Raw genomic sequence first — 16,008 nt, forward strand, 5'->3', positions numbered from 1 at the left:
AGCTTCCAATCAACCGGCAGACAGGGCGACCTTGAGCACCGAGAACAGTGACAAGGCGGCAAGGGCAAAGGTGTAGAAGTTGAGGGCCAGCATGGCGATGACGCGCTTTGACCCATGCAGATAATCTTCCAGCATCACCTGCACACCCAGGCGGAAGTGCCAGAAAACGCTGACTACCAGCAGACACATCGGCACCGCCACAAGCGGCTGGCGCATCCACATCACCGTGCTGGCATAATCCAGGCTGGGCAAGCGAGCGAGGCTGAAGACGAACCACAGCACCAGGAACAGGCTGGCCACCGCCGTGACGCGCTGCAACCACCAGTGATGGACAACCGCGCCGCCGCCGGCACCAAGACCGCGGACGCGGCCAAGTTGGGTTCCGTTACCCATGATCAATACCCCCGGCCGAGAAGGATGAAGGCCCAGAAGGCCAGCGTGGCAATGGCCGAAAAGGCAAAGGTCGCCAGCGCCATGCGGCGCGAGGTTACCAGATCAAAGCCTTCACCCGAATCCATGATGAAGTGGCGGATGCCGCTGCCCATGTGCTGGAACATCGACCAGGTGAGACCAAAGCCGACAACCACGCCCAGCGGCGAAAAAACGATGTCCTGGAACAAGCGATAATAGGTTGGCCCGCTGGCCAGCGCCGCAAGCCACCAAGCAAAGATCACCACGGCGCCAAAAGCAAGCGCATGCCCCGTCACACGGTGCACGATGGAGACTGCCATGTGCACCCGCCATTTCCAGATGGTGAGGTGCGGTGACAGCGGGCGCGGCGGCGGCGCTATTGGTCGAGATGCCATGAGTTGCCCTTCTTGCTGGCCCCTTTCGCTGCCCTGCCCTGCGGCCGAACGAGCGGATGGTTATGCGGGCCTTCATACCGTGCCTGCGCTGCGGTGCAACAGGCGCAAGATGATTAGGTCCTTACCCAGCGCACTGAATCAGTACGGTGCGCTCCAGCCCGGCATATCGGTGCACCAGTGCGTCGCGGTAGCTGTCGTCGGCCATCATGGCGAGGAAGTGCTGCCGGCTGGGGTAGCGCACCAACAGAAGCTTGTCCCAATTGGTCGCATCCGTGCCGGCTTGGCCAATGAAGACCTGCTCACATGGACCATCATAAAGCACCTCCGCCTGGGAAATGGCGCCGACCGCCACGGTGAAAGCGTGCTGGTAGCGGTCATAGGCCGCCTTGCCCGAACAGGAGGCCATGCCAGCATCGGGCGAATAGTTCGCGGTCTCGCGGAACTTCAGCAGGTTCATCATCACCACCGGCCCGTCACGGCCGTGATCGCGCAAGTTTCGAACCTGATCTCGGGTGGGATCGATGCTGGAATCATGATTATTATGAGAGGGAATGGCCATGGCACAGGGACTCGCAGTTAGGATCGATCCAGCGTAGCATCGCACCAATGACCGTGAAGATGCGGCGCACGAAATGGGGAGGATGTGATGGCAACGATTGCTCCGGCCAGTGTGGCTGCTGTTCCACTTGATGTGATCGATGTGTCTGACGCAACGCTGTACGCCAACGACAGTTGGCGGCCGGTGTTCGCCCGGTTACGCGCCGATGCGCCGGTACATTACCAGGCCAACAGCCCCTTCGGCCCGTTCTGGTCGGTGTGTAGCCATGCCGACATCATGGCGGTGGAAGCCCGGCCTGACATCTTTTCGTCCAGCCACGAATTCGGCGGCATCACCGTTGTCGATCTGTTTGGCGAGTATAATCTGCCGCAGTTCATCGCGATGGACCGGCCACGCCACAGCGATCAGCGCCGGGTGGTGGCGCCCGCCTTTGGCCCATCTGAAATCGCCCGCATGGCCATCGAAGTCCGCAAGCGCACGAGCGAACTGCTCGACGGGCTACCGATTGGTGAGGAATTTGATTGGGTTGACCGCGTCTCCATCGAATTGACCACCGGCATGCTGGCCATATTGTTCGATTATCCCTGGGAAAAGCGCCGTGATCTCACCTTGTGGTCAGACTGGGGTGGCGACATCGAGGCCGCGCTGAACCCGGCGACCAAGGATATCCGCCAGCAGCACTTGATCGACATGACCAACGCGCTCGATGCCCTGATGACCGAGCGCAAGGCCAAGCCGCCAACTGGTGACCTGATCAGTGCCATGGCGCACAGTGATGCCATGGGCGACATGCCGTTCCAGGAACGCACGGGAAACTATATCCTTTTGATCGTCGGCGGCAACGATACCACCCGCAATTCGATGTCGGGCCTGGTGGAGGCCTTCAACCGTTTTGACGGCGAATGGGCCAAGTTAGAGGCCGACAACAGTCTGATTTCCAATACGATTTCTGAAGTTCTGCGTTGGCAAACGCCGCTGGCGCACATGCGGCGCACGGCGGTGGAAGATGCCGATATCGCCGGGGTTCCGGTGAAGAAGGGCGACAAGATCGTCGTCTGGTACATCAGCGGCAACCGCGATGAGAGCGTGTTTCCGGATGCAGAAACCTTTGATATCACACGTGCAAATGCCCGCCGCCACCTGTCGTTCGGCTTTGGCGTGCACCGCTGCGTGGGCGCGCGGCTCGCGGAGTTGCAGATCGCGGTGCTGCTGGAGGAACTTCTGGCCCGCAAATTGTTCCCCCGTCAGGTGGGAGCCGCCGAATATGTGGCGCAATGCTTCGTGCACGGTTTCCGAAAGCTGCCGGTTGTGCTTGAACGGCGTTGATGCCGAAGCTTGATCTGTCCGCCCTGCCCGTCCGCTCTGGATCGGGATATCTGCCGCCGTTTGATGGCCCGGTGCTGGCGCGATCATGGCGCGCGGTGGCGGCGGCTGGCGGTCTGTGTCAGTTCGGTGCCAATCTGGTGACACTCGAGTCCGGCGCCTGGTCCAGCCAGCGTCACTGGCACACGCATGAGGACGAAATGTTGGTAATGCTGGCCGGTGAGGCGGTGCTGGTCGAGGAAAATGCCGAGACTCTGCTCACCCCCGGCGACATCGCCTGCTTCCCCGCCGGTATTGCCAATGGCCATCATCTGCAGAACCGCTCCGCTCTGCCCTGCCAGTTCCTCGCCATCGGCACCGATCAGCCAGACATCGACGAATGCCATTACCCCGATATCGACATGCACCTCGATCCCTCCGGCTTCCGCCGCAAATCGGGGCCGACGGCGTGATGGGCCGGCGCACGATTTTGGCCTCTGGGCTGGCGGCGGGGTTAGCGGGCCTGTTGCCGGCGCGATTGGCCGCGCAGGCGCTGCGGCAAGGAGCCACCTCTTCCGGCCTGCGGCTAGCGCCTGATCAGGAAGCCATGGTGCCGGTTACCGGCGGGCGTATATATGTCCGGGTCAACGGCGCCCTGGGCGGCAAACCGCCGATCCTGTTCATCCACGGCGGTCCGGGCAGTTCGCACTGGAGCTGGCTCAACGCCACGGCGTTGGCCGATGATCGCGCCGTGATCCTGTATGATCAGCTGGATTGTGGCCGTTCCGATCGGCCGGGTGATCCGGTCAACTGGACAGTGGCGCGGTTCCTGTCGGAGATCGAGGCGATCCGCGTCCACTTCGGCATCGCGCGCTGGCATGTGCTGGGCGGCAGCTGGGGCGGCACGCTGGCGCTGGAATATGGCGCCACACGGCCCAGCGCGCTGGCTGGCCTGGTGCTGCAATCGCCACTGATCTCCACCGAGATCTGGCTGCGCGATGCCGCCGAACTGAAAGCCGGCATGCCCGCCGACGTGCGCGATCTGCTCGACCGCTGCGACACGCCCGGTGCCGCGCCGCAGGCCGAATGCGATGCCGCCACGGCGGCCTTTTATGCCCGCCATGTCCGCCAGGTGATCCCGCCGCCGGCGATTGCCGCTTATCGCGATGCACTGCCGGCACCGTTTGCGGAAGGGCTTTACAATCACATGTGGGGCCGCGCCGAATTCACCTGCACCGGAACGCTAAAAGATTACGATGGGCAGCCCCTGCTCGAACAACTTGATCCAAAGCGCACCTTGTTCGTTGCCGGCCAGGATGATGAGGCCCGCCCCGCAACGGTTGCCAATTTCGCCATCGCCGCCGGCGCCCGGTTCGCGGAAATCCCCGACGCCGCGCACAGCATCATGCTGGACAATCCCGCCGCCTATATGGACCTGCTCAGGCCTTGGCTGGCCCGGCAAGACGCTTAAAAGTCGCGTAGCGCGGATTATCCACGCCGCACTTGCCCAGCGCCACGGCAAGCAACGCATCCACCAGCCCGGGCGTCGCTGCCCCCATCGTGCCGGCGCGCAGCTGTTCGCACATTTGGGTGCGCAGCGTGTCCAGCGGAGCATCCTGCCCCATCACGCCCGCCAGCAGCGCCTGTTCGCGGGCTTGCGGCTGTTGCGCCAGTTCGCGCGCCACAATCGCCAGAGCGTTGCCCGCCACCTTGGCGTGAAAGGCGCGGCGGCCTTTCAGTTCCGGTTCCAGTTCCGCCAGGAACAGCTGCACCGCCTCGATCAGCGTGGTGGCTTCGATCTGTTCCGCCATCACACGCTCCCGAACTTGAACAGGTGCATCAGGTCCAATTCCACTTCGGAGACACGGCGGCCAATGGCGGCGCGTTCCACGTTGCGCAGCCGGCCGGAGACATGATCATCACCCAGTTGCAGGCAGGCGATGCCCCATTTCAACGTGCCGAACACTTCCCAGAAGGCCGCGCGCTCACGATCGACCGGACCGCCACCGGCCGCCTCATAGGCCGCATAAAGTTCATCGCGCTGGCCAAAGCCGCCCACCGGCCGGTCCCGCACGCCAAAACGCCACGAATTGCAGCACAGCCAGCCCAGATCCTCGTGGCCGTCACCCAGATGCGCCAGTTCCCAATCCAGCACCGCCACCAGGCCATCGGGGGCCACCAGGAAATTGCCGGAACGGAAATCGCCGTGGACGATATTTGTCGGCGGCCGATCCGCCACCCGTTCCCGCAACCAGGCAAAGGCGAGATCGAACACCGGCGAATCGACGCCAAAGCGGCGATAGTTGGTGAACATGCGATCCAGCGACTGCGCCGTGCTGCCCGATGGCAAGGCCAGCCCGTCGGCAACGCTGATCGGCAACCTATGCAACCGGGCCAGCACCTCGGCGCACTGGCGCGTCATCACGGCGCGCGCCGGGGCATATTCGGGCAGCTTCAGCCATTTCGGCGCCAGCGCCTCGCCCGGCAGCCGGGCCATCACATAGGCTTCTCCCAGGCCATCTTCCGGTGTCAGCACCCGCACCACTTCGGCTACGGGCAGGCCGCGCTCAAAGGCGCGCTGTTGAAGCCGGGCCTGATCGGCACGCGGCAGGCCGCCTTCTGGCACGGAACCGGTGGCGGCGCATTGCAGGATCAGTGGCCAAGGTGCGCCATCGGCCGTCACGGCATCCACGGCAAAGGTGGCCGAGGACGCCCCGCCCGACAATTGTTCCACATGGGTAACGGTGGCGCCAACCAGCGCCGAAACGATCTCAGGCGTTGGAAGTTTTTGGGGAACAGCCATCAGTCGCTGGCCAGGCGGGCGTAGCTGACTTCGTCGAACCAGGCGTCGCCATCGCGCCAGCTTTGCACGAAGCGGCCTTCCTCCCGGAACCAGCAGCGTTCCAGCACGCGCTGGGCCGGACGGTTGCGGGCATCGGTGACGGCAACCAGGCGGCGGCGGCCGTTGCGGAACAGGCGGCGCACCATCGCTTCTACCGCTTCGGCACACAGGCCCTGCCGCTGCCAGCGTGGATCGAGCGCAAAGCCGAGTTCGGCCGTGGCATTCCACGGCGGCGAAAAACGGATGCCGAGGTCACCGATCATGCTGCCATCCTTGGCGGTGATTGCGAATTGCTGCCACCCATCGGAATCGGGAGCCGCGCGCCGCTGCATGGCCGCGATCAGGGCGATGCTTTCTTCCACCGAACGTACCAGCGGATCAAACGGCGCGGCGGCGCGGATGCGATGCCAGTCGGCAGCATCATCCACCTGCATCGGCCGGATGAGCAGTCGTTCCGTGTCGATTTCCCAATCGTTCATCCTGTGACCCGCATGCTTTAACCCGTTGTCAAACAGAGATTGGTCTTTCCGTTGCACGATGGCAACGCCCGAGCAAGAACCGACAGTTGGGGGGGGCTCAACCGGGCTTGAAAAAACATGAAGCATCTGTAATCACCTGCGCCATAGCCCGGCCATCGGGCTTGTTCGCGGCTACCGTGGATCACGGCCAAAGCCCGGATTTTTTGGGAAGGAACTTCATGTCGACCGTTGAAACCGCGGGCACACTTGCCGTGCGCGCTGCCCTTTTGCTTGGCGTTTCCACCACTGTCGCACTGGCCGCCCCCGCCTATGCGCAAACCGCTGCCGCCGAAGACGCCGGCGATGAACAGATCATTATCGTCACTGCTTCCAAGCAGGCCAAGACCCTGCAGGACACGCCGATTTCGGTGTCGGTGACATCGAAGGCGCTGATTGAAAACGCCCAAATCCGCGATGCGTTCGATCTGCAGTCGGTGGTGCCGTCGCTGCGCGTGTCGCAGCTGCAATCGTCCGCCAACACCAATTTCATCATCCGTGGTTTCGGCAACGGCGCCAACAACGTTGGTATCGAGCCTTCGGTCGGCGTGTTCATCGACGGCGTCTATCGCAGCCGTTCTGCTGCCCAGATCGGCGATCTGCCCAGCGTTGAGCGCATCGAAGTGCTGCGCGGCCCGCAATCGACCCTGTTCGGCAAGAACGCGTCGGCCGGGATCATTTCGGTCGTCACCTCCGAACCGAAGTTCGAACTGGGCGGTCAGGCCGAACTTTCGTACGGCAACTACAATGCGCTTATCGCGCGTGCCGAAATCACCGGGCCGATCAGCGAAACCATCGCCTTCAGCCTGGCGGGCAACTATAACCGCCGCGACGGTTATGTGTATAACGAAGCGCTGAACATCAACGAGAACGAGCGTAACCGTGGCGGCGTGCGCGCCCAGCTGCTGTTCAAGCCATCCGAAGATTTCAAGCTCCGCCTGATCGCTGATTACGACAAGATCGATGAAATCTGCTGCTCGGTGGTCAACCTTGTCGATGGCCCGACCGGCAATGCCGTGCGCGCTCTGGGCGGCCGCATCATCTCCAACCAGCCGTTGGCCCTGCGTTCGGCGACCAACTTCCCGTCCACCAACCTAGTCGACAATTTCGGCTTCTCGGCGCAGGCGGACTATAACGCCGGCCAGTTCGATCTCACCTTCATCGGTGCCTATCGCGGCGTGCGGCTTTCCACCAATGCCGACAGCGATTTCACCAGTGCCGATCTGATCGGCGAAAACAGCGCCCGTAACGCCATCGACACCTACACCGCTGAATTCCGTGTCGCGTCGAAGTTCGATGGCCCGGTCAACTTCCTGGTTGGCGCCTTCTATTTCCACGAGAATATCGATGCCAGCGGCGCGCTGACCTTTGGTCGGGATTTCCGCAACTATGCCAGCGCGCTTTCGGGTGGTGCCTATACCAGCCTGGAACCGACGCTGCGCGCGCTGTTGCCGGGCACACCGGCTGGCCAGTTCGGCGGCCGCGGCCAGGGCCGGTTCGAAGACTATGACTACAAGAACCGCGCCATCTCGGTTTTCGGTAGCGTGGATTGGAACATCGTCGAGGACCTGACCCTGACGCTGGGCGGCAACTACACGCACGACAGCAAGACCTATGCCACCAACGTGGTTACCACCGATGTGTTCTCCGGCCTTGATCTGGTGCGCGCCGGTGTGAACGCCGGTGTGCCGGCCGTTGTCGCGGCCAATCCGCAGTTCAACCCCTTCCTGGGCCTGCGCGGTCTGCAGTTCATCCCGCCCTACCTCAACGTGCCCAATAGCGTTGAAGATGGCCGCACGTCGGACAGCGATTTCGCCTACACCGTGCGCCTGAACTACAAGTTCAGCGACAACATCAACGTCTATGCTACCCACGCGACCGGCTTCAAGGCGAGCTCGATCAACCTGTCGTTCGATGCCCGTCCGCCGGCAGCGCTGTTCATCCCGGGTTCGACGGCACAGTCGCCGGCACCGGCGGCCTCGCCGATCCGCACCGCGCTGGGCGCCAACCTGCCGGTGAACCTCACCACCGGCTCGCGCTCTGCCGATCCGGAATATGCCACAGTTTATGAACTGGGCATCAAGGGGCAGTGGGAAGGATTTGGCGTCAACCTGGCTGCGTTCCGCCAGACCCTGAACGGTTTCCAGAGCAACGTGTTCTCGGGCACCGGCTTCATCCTGGCCAATGCCGAACAGCAGTCGGTGACCGGATTTGAACTCGACGCCACCATCTCGCCGGTGAAGGATCTGCGCTTCTTCGCCAACCTCACCTATCTCGACATGAAGTTTGACAGCTTCGTGGGCGGTGCGGCCCTGCAGGCCGGCAGCTTCGCCACCCTGCCGCAGGATCTTTCTGGCCTGCCTGTGGCCGGCGTGCCGGAATTCGCTGTTTCGGTAGGCGGCGATTATACCGCTCGCCTGTCCGACCGCACCAAGCTGAACTTCCACGTTGACTATCAACACAACAGCCCGACGCAGATCGCCCAGGGCACGGTGGCGCTGCGCCGCGCGGTGGACAATCTGAACGCCTCTGCGACGCTGGTGCTGAACAACCGGTTCGACATCACCCTGTGGGGCCGCAACCTGACCGACGAAGCCTGGGTGACCACCATCTTCCCGGGTGTGGCACAGGCCGGCACGCTGTCGGGCTATCGCAGCCAGCCCCGCACCTTTGGTGGCCTGCTGCGTTACCGCTTCTGATCAGCGGATTGCCGTGAACAACGGGGGGCGTGGCCAATGGCTGCGCCCCCTTTTGTTTGAGCGGCTTGCAAAGCGTATCGGTCGCGGGCTTAAGATGCCGGGTGAATCCGTGGGAACTTGCGGCGTCGGCGTTCGGGCTGGCCAACATCGTGCTGCTCGCCCGGCGATCGGTGTGGAACTACCCGTTCGGCATGGCGATGGTGGCAATCCTTGCCGGCGTTTTCTGGAGCAGCAAGCTCTATGCCGTGGCTGGCCTGCAGATCTTCTTCCTCCTGGCGCAAGCGCAGGGCCTGTGGATGTGGCTCCGGGCACCAGCCGATGAAGGCCAGGTGGCCGTGCGGCGCTTGCCACGAATGGGCTGGCCGGCGGTGCTGATCAGCGGCATGATCGGCAGCGCGGTGCTGGCCCTGCTGTTGGCGCAAACCGATGCTGCTGCACCCATGACCGATGGCGCGGTGGCTGGCTGGTCGCTGGTGGCCCAGGTGCTGATCAATCTGCGCATGCTGGAAAGCTGGCCGTTATGGGTTGGCATCAACATTGTTTCGGTGGGTCTTTATGCCAGCCAGGCGCTGTGGGTGACAGCGGCGCTGTATGTGGCATTCCTCGCCGTATCGATCTGGAGCTGGCGGCTGTGGCTGGCCGCGGAGCGGGGCTGAACCATGCTGGGCCTGCATGTGTGTTTCACCGGTGTGGAATCGACTGGCAAGACCAGGCTGGCAGAGCGGCTGTCGCGCCGGCTGGGCGGTGTCCTGATGCCCGAATATGGCCGCGAGTATGCCGAAACCACCGGCACGGTTTTCACGCCCGACGTGCTGCGCACCATCGCCCGCATCCATGCCGAACGGCGCCACCGGCTGCAGACTGCCCGGCCTCACCTGCTGATCGAGGATACCGATGTGGTGATGACAGCGGCCTGGTTCCGCATGCTGCACGGCCACCGCGATCCCGTGTTGTCGGCGATGCCGGCCGTTGCCGAGCTTTATCTGCTGTTTGCGCCCGACACGCCGTGGGTTGCCGATGGTACACGGCAATTCGTGGGCCGCGATCGCCTGATGTTCCAGGCTGCCATTGAAGATGAGATGGCCGCGCGCAACATCGAACCGGTGCTGATAATGGGCAATTGGCAGCAACGCGAAGCCCAGGCCACCGCCGCCCTCACCCACCGGCTGGACAGCCTGCCCCAGTCGGCGTCATAGGGACCTTCATGGCAAATATCCTTCTCACCGGCGCATCGCGCGGCATTGGCGCAGCGGCGCGCACCCTGCTGGAACAGTCCGGCCACACCGTCCTCGGCCAATCCACGGCGGGCGACGACGGGTTGATCGCCGCCGATTTCGCACAGCCTCGCGCTGCCGATGCGCTGTGGGCCACCGCATTGGAGCAGGCCGGTGGGCGCATTGATGTGCTGGTCAACAACGCCGGCGTGTTCGAAGCTGCCCCGATTGCCGATGCTGATGGCTTTGCCGCCACCTGGGCGCGCAGCCACGCCATCAACCTGCAAAGCGCCGCTGATCTGTGCCGCCACGCCGTCCTGCATTTCCAGGAACACGGCGGCGGCCGCATCATCAACGTCGCCAGCCGCGCCGGCCATCGCGGTGATTCGCCCCAGCATTGGCATTATGCCGCGGCCAAGGGCGGCATGCTGGCGATGACCAAGAGCATCGCGCGGGGCTATGCCGCGCAGAATATCCTCGCGTTTGCCATCACGCCCGGCTTCACCATGACCGGCATGGCTGAAGAATATCTCGCCAGCCGCGGCGGTGACAAGTTGCTGGCCGATATCCCGCTGGGCCGCGTTGCCATGCCGGAAGAAGTGGCCGAAATGATCCGCTGGTTGGCGAGTGACGCGCCGGCGTCGATGACAGGCGCCACACTCGACATCAACGGCGCCAGCTACGTGCGCTGAGGACAGGACTGAACATGCCGAATGTGACCGTGGTGGGTGCCCAATGGGGCGATGAAGGCAAGGGCAAGATTGTCGATTGGCTCTCTGCCCGCGCTGATGTGGTGGTGCGCTTTCAGGGCGGCCACAACGCTGGCCACACGCTGGTTGTGGGCGAAAAGGTCTACAAGCTGTCGCTGCTGCCTTCGGGCATCGTGCGCGGCACCCTGTCGATGATCGGCAATGGCGTGGTGTTCGATCCCTGGCATTTCCGCGACGAGGTCGCCCGCATTGCCGGCATGGGCGTGGATATCACGCCGGACAATCTGGCCGTTTCGGAAACCTGCCCGCTGATCCTGCCGCTGCACCGCGATCTGGATGCCTTGCGCGAAGATGCAATGGGCGCTGGCAAGATCGGCACCACAAGGCGCGGCATCGGCCCGGCCTATGAAGACAAGGTGGGCCGCCGGGCGCTGCGCGTCATCGATCTGGCGCATCTGGATGAAATCGGCCCGCAGCTTGAACGCCTGCTCGCCCATCACAATGCCCTGCGCGCCGGCTTTGGCGTTGCGCCGGTGGATGCCGCCGAACTGCAACAACAACTGGCCGATGTGGCCCCGGCCGTGCTGCCCTATATCCAGCCCGTGTGGAAACGCCTGCGCGACGCGCGCTGGCGGCGCGATCGCATATTGTTCGAAGGTGCGCAGGGCGTGTTGCTCGATGTCGATCACGGCACCTGGCCGTTCGTCACCTCCTCCAATGTCGTTGCTGGCCAAGCCGCGGCGGGTTCGGGAATGGGGCCGGATGCCACCGGTTATGTGCTGGGGATCACCAAGGCCTATACCACCCGCGTTGGTTCCGGCCCCTTCCCCACCGAACAGGAAAACGCAATCGGCCAGCGCCTGGGTGAGCGCGGCCATGAATTCGGGACCGTCACCGGCCGCAAGCGCCGCTGCGGCTGGTTCGATGCCGTGCTGGTGCGCCAAGCGATTGCCGTTGGCGGCATCACCGGCATGGCGCTCACCAAGCTGGACGTGCTCGACGGGTTCGACACGGTGATGATCTGCACCGGCTACCGCCTTGATGGCCGCGAACTCGACCATCTGCCTGCCCACCCGTCCGAACAGGCGCGGGTCGAGCCGATCTACGAAGAATTTGAAGGCTGGAGCGAATCGACCGCCGGCGCCCGCAGCTGGGCGCAGCTGCCAGCGCAGGCCATCAAATATATCCGCCGCATCGAGGAATTGACCGAATGCCCGGTGGCCTTGGTCTCCACCTCGCCTGAGCGGGAAGACACCATCCTGGTGAAGGACCCGTTCCGGGACTGATTTGTAAACCTTATGTTAAATGTTCTTGCATTATCGTAAATTTCTAGCAGAGTGTCGGCATGTCATGTGCCGCACTCGTTGTTGCTTTAATCCGCGAGGGTAAAGTCAACGCCAGACGAGACGGACCCGACCAGCGCGATGGCGGCAATCGTCCGGCTCGCACCCTGGCCAGGCCTTGCGACCACAAGACATCGACGTACCGGAAGTGCCGGTCAACTGCAGGTCCGGGTGGGCCTGCGTGACCGGCCATCCCTAAGCCCGTCGCGACCATCTGCGGAATTCTGACCGCTCCGTGCGGGCGCACAGCGCCGCAGATGGTCGCGATACGCTAAGCCGGCTGTTCCTGGTTCGGACAGCCGCAGGGGTTGAAACATCCTGTGCGCCGTATGCGGCCACCTGAGGCCGTGCTGCGTTACGCAAACTTGGGGTGTTGGCGTTCAGAATGTTTCCGGGGGGTATCATTGCGGGGGCCATGCTGGGCAGTTTTACCTGTTTGGCGCCGGTTCACGACAACGCCAGCACGGTGCGTTGTGCAAATCATCCGGAGGTGATCCGGTTGATGGGCTATGATGCACCAGCGATGCCGGCGACCTGCCTGCCCAGTGAAATCTGCCCCCCCGGCGATCCCTTTGCGGCCCGCGATGCCTTGCGCGGCCTTACCATGGGCCGGCCGCTCGACTGCGAGGCCGCAGGAATCGATAACCAGGGCCGCACTCTCGCTCGCTGCCGGGTCGAATCCATCGATCTTTCCTGCGCCATGTTGGCGACGAATCATGCCGTGCTCAGCAAGACGGCCGGCGATTGCAACTGCACGCCGGTTCGCCGCCGTGCGGCCCTACTGCAATCGGTCCGTTATGAACCGGGCGCGCTCCCCGCTGGGCTGCCCCAATCACTGCCAAACCCACTGCCGGCCGGCTCCCGGATCACCCTCGATTTGGGCGACTCGAACGCTGCCAACCGCCCGCGATCGCCTGCACCGGTAGTGATGGATGCAACACCGCTGCGTGAAACGCCCTGGTCTCTGCCAGTGGCGGGCGCGTTGGTGATGATCGGCCTTTGGATGGCGATGGCCAATCTGGCGCTGCTGCAAATTGCCCATGAACGCTGGCCCTCGCGCGATCGCTGGGGGGCGCCGATGGACCGTCTGGATCCCTGGCTGTTCCTGGGGCTGGCCGCCGCCGGTGCTTCACCCGCGGCGTGGACGGCGCTGTGGACACGCCACGCCGGCCGCCAGCAGGAAGCGCTGCTGCCCCGCCTGCTGAACATAACCGGCATCCAGATCGGGCTGGTGATCGGCGCCCTTTGGTGGTGGATCGCCGGCTGAGCCAACTTGCCAACGGGCTTGCGGCCGATAAACAGGCTAAATGCCCCTGCCCATGATCTTCCTGGCCGCCGCTGCCGCCAGTTTTGTCTGCGAAAACCCCAGCCATCATGATGGTGACAATGTGCGGTGCGCAAACGTACCCGGATCGATGCGGCTGCAGGGCATTGACGCGCCTGAAATGCCAGGCGCCTGCCGACCGGGCCGCAGCTGCGTGGATGGCGACCCCGTTGCCGCCCGCGATTATTTGCGCAGTCTAACCGAGGGCAAGACCCTGCAATGCGTGCAGGAAGACACGGACAATTATGGCCGGCGCATCGTGAACTGCAACGCCGGCACGATGAACATCAGTTGCGCGATGATCGAATCCGGCCATGCCGTGCCGCGCTATGCCCCGCTGGATTGCAGCGGACCGTCGGCAGCACCGGAAATCGCCCCGGATGTGATGGTTGAATCAACAGCTGAACCGAAGTCCCGACCAGAACCGGAACCGCCACCCGTGATCGTGCCCGCCAACCTGCCGGCGCGGCCGGGCACATCGGGCCTTGATATTGGCATGGCGCCCTTCGTCCTGCTCGGCTTGCTGCTGGTCAACCTGATCACGTGGGTGCTGTTTGCCATCGACAAACGCCGCGCTCAGGCCTTCCGTTTGCGCGAACGCATTGCCGAATCCACCCTGCTTGGCTGGGCGCTGGTGGGCGGCAGTCCGGCCGCATGGCTCGCCATGAACAGGCTGCGCCACAAATCGGCCAAGGACAGTTTCAAGCAGTCGCTGCTGCTGATTTCGGGGCTGCAGATCGGGGCCTTGATCGGCTTGCTGTACTGGCAGATTTCCGGATGAGCGGGATTGTGTTGCATCCGGCCAGCGCTGCCGATCTCGATCTTCTGGCGCAGGGCTTTGCGCCACCCGGAGCCGGCTTGCCCGAAGGCGGTATCGAAACGCCCGAAATCCTGGCCATGCTGCGTGATCTGGCCGCCACCATCAGTCCGGATTTTGAGCCGGCAGCGTGGCTCGTGCTGGCCGGCGGTGAGATTGTCGGGCTGTTGTCGCTGGTGAAGCCGCCGGCCGATGGCATCATCACCATCGGTTATGGCGTCGCACCGGCCCGGCGCGGGCGTGGCCACGCCACCGCAGCGGTGCGCGCTCTGTGTGAGTGGGCCCGGCAGGATGTGCGCGTGGCAGAAGTGTTTGCCGAAACCGGCGAGAATAACCGGCCATCGCAGCAGGTGCTGGCCGCAAATGGCTTTGCCTGCACTGGCCGCCGCGACGATCCGGATGATGGCCCGCTGCTGTGCTGGTCGCTCACTGTCGGTTGAGTGGGTCGATTGCCCTGACCAGTGATTTCGATTGGCGCCGTCTGCCCGCCTGCCCTATGCGCAAGCCATGAGCAGCCATGATTTCGACCTGTTGGTAATCGGTGCCGGTTCCGGCGGGGTGCGCGCCAGTCGCATCGCCGCCGGCCATGGCGCGCGCGTGGCGGTGGCCGAGGAATATCGTGTGGGCGGTACCTGCGTGATCCGCGGCTGCGTGCCCAAGAAGCTGCTGGTGTACGGATCGCATTTCGCCGAGGATCTGGAAGATGCCCGCCGCTTTGGCTGGCAGATCGAGGGCAAACGCTTCGATTGGGCTGTGCTGCGCGACAATGTGGCAGCCGAAGTGGATCGCCTGAACGGGCTTTATCAGAACACGCTCGACAACAACCAGGTCACGACCTTGTTGGGCCATGCCCGCATCATCGATGCGCACACGGTAGAGGTCGAAGGCCAGCGCCATACGGCTGGCACCATCCTGATCGCCAGCGGCGCGCGGCCCTTCACGCCTGATATTCCGGGCGCCGAACATGGCATCACCTCGAACGACGTGTTCCACCTGCCCACCCTGCCCCGCCGCATGGTGATTGCCGGCGCCGGTTATATCGCCACCGAATTTGCCGGCGTGTTCCACGAATTGGGCGTGGACGTGACACTGATCAACCGCAGCGAAACGATCCTGCGCGGCTGGGAACCGGCGCTGTCCGATCGCCTGTTGCAGATCAGCATGGCCAAGGGGCTGAACTTCAAGCTGAACTGCCGGCTGGAACGGGTGGAAAAGACCGAAGCCGGCCTCGTGCTGCATTTCGCCGATGGCAAGACCATGGAAACCGATGTTGTGCTGTGGGCGCTGGGCCGGGTGCCGAATGTCGAAGGCCTCGGGCTGGAGGATGTGGGTGTTGCGCTGAACGAGAAGGGCGCGATTGCCGTGGATGCGGACAATCGCACCAACGTGCCTACCGTCTTCGCCGTCGGTGACGTGACAGACCGGGTGCAACTCACCCCCGTGGCCATCCGCGAAGGCCACAGTTTTGCCGATCGCCAGTTCGGGGAGAAGAACTGGCATGTGGATTACAACGCCATCCCATCGGCGGTGTTTTCCAATCCGCCGTTGGGCAGCGTGGGCATGACCGAAGCCCAGGCCCGCAACGCTTATGGCCAGGTGAAGATCTACACCTCCGATTTCCGGCCGATGAAGAACGTGCTGGCCGGCCGCAATGAACGCGCGTTGTACAAGCTGGTGGTGGACGCCGCCTCAGACCGGGTGGTGGGCGCCCACATGATCGGCCCGGATGCGCCGGAAATCCTGCAGGCGGTGGCCATCGCGGTGAAGGCCGGGCTGACCAAGGCGCAGTTCGACGAGACCATGGCGCTGCACCCGACGATGAGCGAGGAGCTGGTGTTGATGAGGTGACTTGCTCACCATGGTGATTTGCCGCAAAG

General features: G+C 63.6%; 18 protein-coding genes. 12 read left to right on the forward strand and 6 right to left on the reverse strand.

The genetic code is table 11. The features are described 5' to 3' along the window. Positions 1-9: 9 nt before the first annotated feature. The 3 genes from sdhD to G566_RS13165 form a co-directional block, all read right to left on the reverse strand. Entirely contained in the window at positions 10-393 is a 384-nt protein-coding gene (gene sdhD / locus G566_RS0101600) for a succinate dehydrogenase, hydrophobic membrane anchor protein (RefSeq protein ID WP_022678931.1), read from the reverse strand. A gap of 2 nt (positions 394-395) precedes the next feature. Beyond that, positions 396-806 (reverse strand): succinate dehydrogenase, cytochrome b556 subunit, encoded by a 411-nt coding sequence (gene sdhC, locus G566_RS0101605; protein ID WP_022678932.1) that lies wholly within the window; start codon positions 804-806, stop codon positions 396-398. A 121-nt stretch (positions 807-927) separates the two neighbouring features. Then, positions 928-1,365 (reverse strand): DUF1330 domain-containing protein, encoded by a 438-nt coding sequence (locus G566_RS13165; protein WP_156874389.1) that lies wholly within the window; start codon positions 1,363-1,365, stop codon positions 928-930. Positions 1,366-1,452: 87 nt separating this feature from the next. On the opposite strand from G566_RS13165, the gene G566_RS0101615 reads away from it, so the two are divergent. The 3 genes from G566_RS0101615 to G566_RS0101625 are packed head-to-tail and all read left to right on the forward strand — an operon-like array spanning position 1,453 to position 4,138. Next, positions 1,453-2,691, forward strand: a complete 1,239-nt coding sequence (locus G566_RS0101615; RefSeq protein WP_029131126.1) for a cytochrome P450 — start codon at positions 1,453-1,455, stop codon at positions 2,689-2,691. Next, complete coding sequence (locus tag G566_RS0101620; protein WP_022678935.1) at positions 2,691-3,140, forward strand: cupin domain-containing protein; 450 nt, start codon at positions 2,691-2,693, stop codon at positions 3,138-3,140. Before G566_RS0101615 ends, G566_RS0101620 begins: the two co-directional genes overlap by 1 nt. Before the next feature lie 53 nt (positions 3,141-3,193). Continuing rightward, positions 3,194-4,138 carry a proline iminopeptidase-family hydrolase gene (locus G566_RS0101625; RefSeq protein ID WP_243442386.1) on the forward strand — a complete coding sequence of 315 codons (945 nt, stop codon included), beginning with the start codon at positions 3,194-3,196 and terminating at the stop codon, positions 4,136-4,138. Here the strand turns inward: G566_RS0101625 and G566_RS0101630 are convergent. The 3 genes from G566_RS0101630 to G566_RS13170 are packed head-to-tail and all read right to left on the reverse strand — an operon-like array spanning position 4,107 to position 5,988. Then, entirely contained in the window at positions 4,107-4,478 is a 372-nt protein-coding gene (locus tag G566_RS0101630; protein ID WP_022678937.1) for a DUF6285 domain-containing protein, read from the reverse strand. The two genes, G566_RS0101625 and G566_RS0101630, sit on opposite strands and share 32 nt — an antisense overlap. Then, positions 4,478-5,470 carry a phosphotransferase family protein gene (locus G566_RS0101635; protein WP_051135896.1) on the reverse strand — a complete coding sequence of 331 codons (993 nt, stop codon included), beginning with the start codon at positions 5,468-5,470 and terminating at the stop codon, positions 4,478-4,480. The genes G566_RS0101630 and G566_RS0101635 overlap by 1 nt, the downstream gene beginning before the upstream one ends. Continuing rightward, entirely contained in the window at positions 5,470-5,988 is a 519-nt protein-coding gene (locus G566_RS13170; RefSeq protein ID WP_029131129.1) for a GNAT family N-acetyltransferase, read from the reverse strand. Before G566_RS13170 ends, G566_RS0101635 begins: the two co-directional genes overlap by 1 nt. A 218-nt stretch (positions 5,989-6,206) precedes the next feature. On the opposite strand from G566_RS13170, the gene G566_RS0101645 reads away from it, so the two are divergent. From G566_RS0101645 to gorA, 9 genes are all read left to right on the forward strand, one after another. Further along, on the forward strand, positions 6,207-8,723 hold the full coding sequence (locus tag G566_RS0101645; RefSeq protein WP_022678939.1) for a TonB-dependent receptor: 2,517 nt from the start codon (positions 6,207-6,209) through the stop codon (positions 8,721-8,723). A 101-nt stretch (positions 8,724-8,824) separates the two neighbouring features. Beyond that, on the forward strand, positions 8,825-9,379 hold the full coding sequence (gene pnuC, locus G566_RS0101650; protein WP_022678940.1) for a nicotinamide riboside transporter PnuC: 555 nt from the start codon (positions 8,825-8,827) through the stop codon (positions 9,377-9,379). A gap of 3 nt (positions 9,380-9,382) precedes the next feature. Beyond that, complete coding sequence (locus G566_RS13175) at positions 9,383-9,919, forward strand: AAA family ATPase (protein WP_022678941.1); 537 nt, start codon at positions 9,383-9,385, stop codon at positions 9,917-9,919. Positions 9,920-9,927: 8 nt separating this feature from the next. After that, positions 9,928-10,629 carry an SDR family NAD(P)-dependent oxidoreductase gene (locus tag G566_RS0101660; RefSeq protein ID WP_022678942.1) on the forward strand — a complete coding sequence of 234 codons (702 nt, stop codon included), beginning with the start codon at positions 9,928-9,930 and terminating at the stop codon, positions 10,627-10,629. 14 nt (positions 10,630-10,643) lie between these two features. After that, positions 10,644-11,933, forward strand: coding sequence for an adenylosuccinate synthase (locus G566_RS0101665; protein WP_022678943.1), 1,290 nt, complete (start codon positions 10,644-10,646; stop codon positions 11,931-11,933). Positions 11,934-12,405: 472 nt separating this feature from the next. Next, positions 12,406-13,257, forward strand: coding sequence for a thermonuclease family protein (locus G566_RS13180; RefSeq protein WP_022678944.1), 852 nt, complete (start codon positions 12,406-12,408; stop codon positions 13,255-13,257). Between the two features lie 40 nt (positions 13,258-13,297). Continuing rightward, entirely contained in the window at positions 13,298-14,095 is a 798-nt protein-coding gene (locus G566_RS15550) for a DUF1294 domain-containing protein (protein ID WP_051135897.1), read from the forward strand. Further along, positions 14,092-14,571, forward strand: a complete 480-nt coding sequence (locus G566_RS0101685; protein WP_022678945.1) for a GNAT family N-acetyltransferase — start codon at positions 14,092-14,094, stop codon at positions 14,569-14,571. The genes G566_RS15550 and G566_RS0101685 overlap by 4 nt, the downstream gene beginning before the upstream one ends. 67 nt (positions 14,572-14,638) lie before the next feature. After that, a complete protein-coding gene (gorA, locus tag G566_RS0101690) occupies positions 14,639-15,979 on the forward strand; it encodes a glutathione-disulfide reductase (protein WP_029131131.1) in 1,341 nt (446 codons plus the stop codon). Positions 15,980-16,008: the final 29 nt, after the last annotated feature.

Source organism: Sandarakinorhabdus limnophila DSM 17366 (assembly GCF_000420765.1).
Lineage (GTDB): Bacteria > Pseudomonadota > Alphaproteobacteria > Sphingomonadales > Sphingomonadaceae > Sandarakinorhabdus > Sandarakinorhabdus limnophila.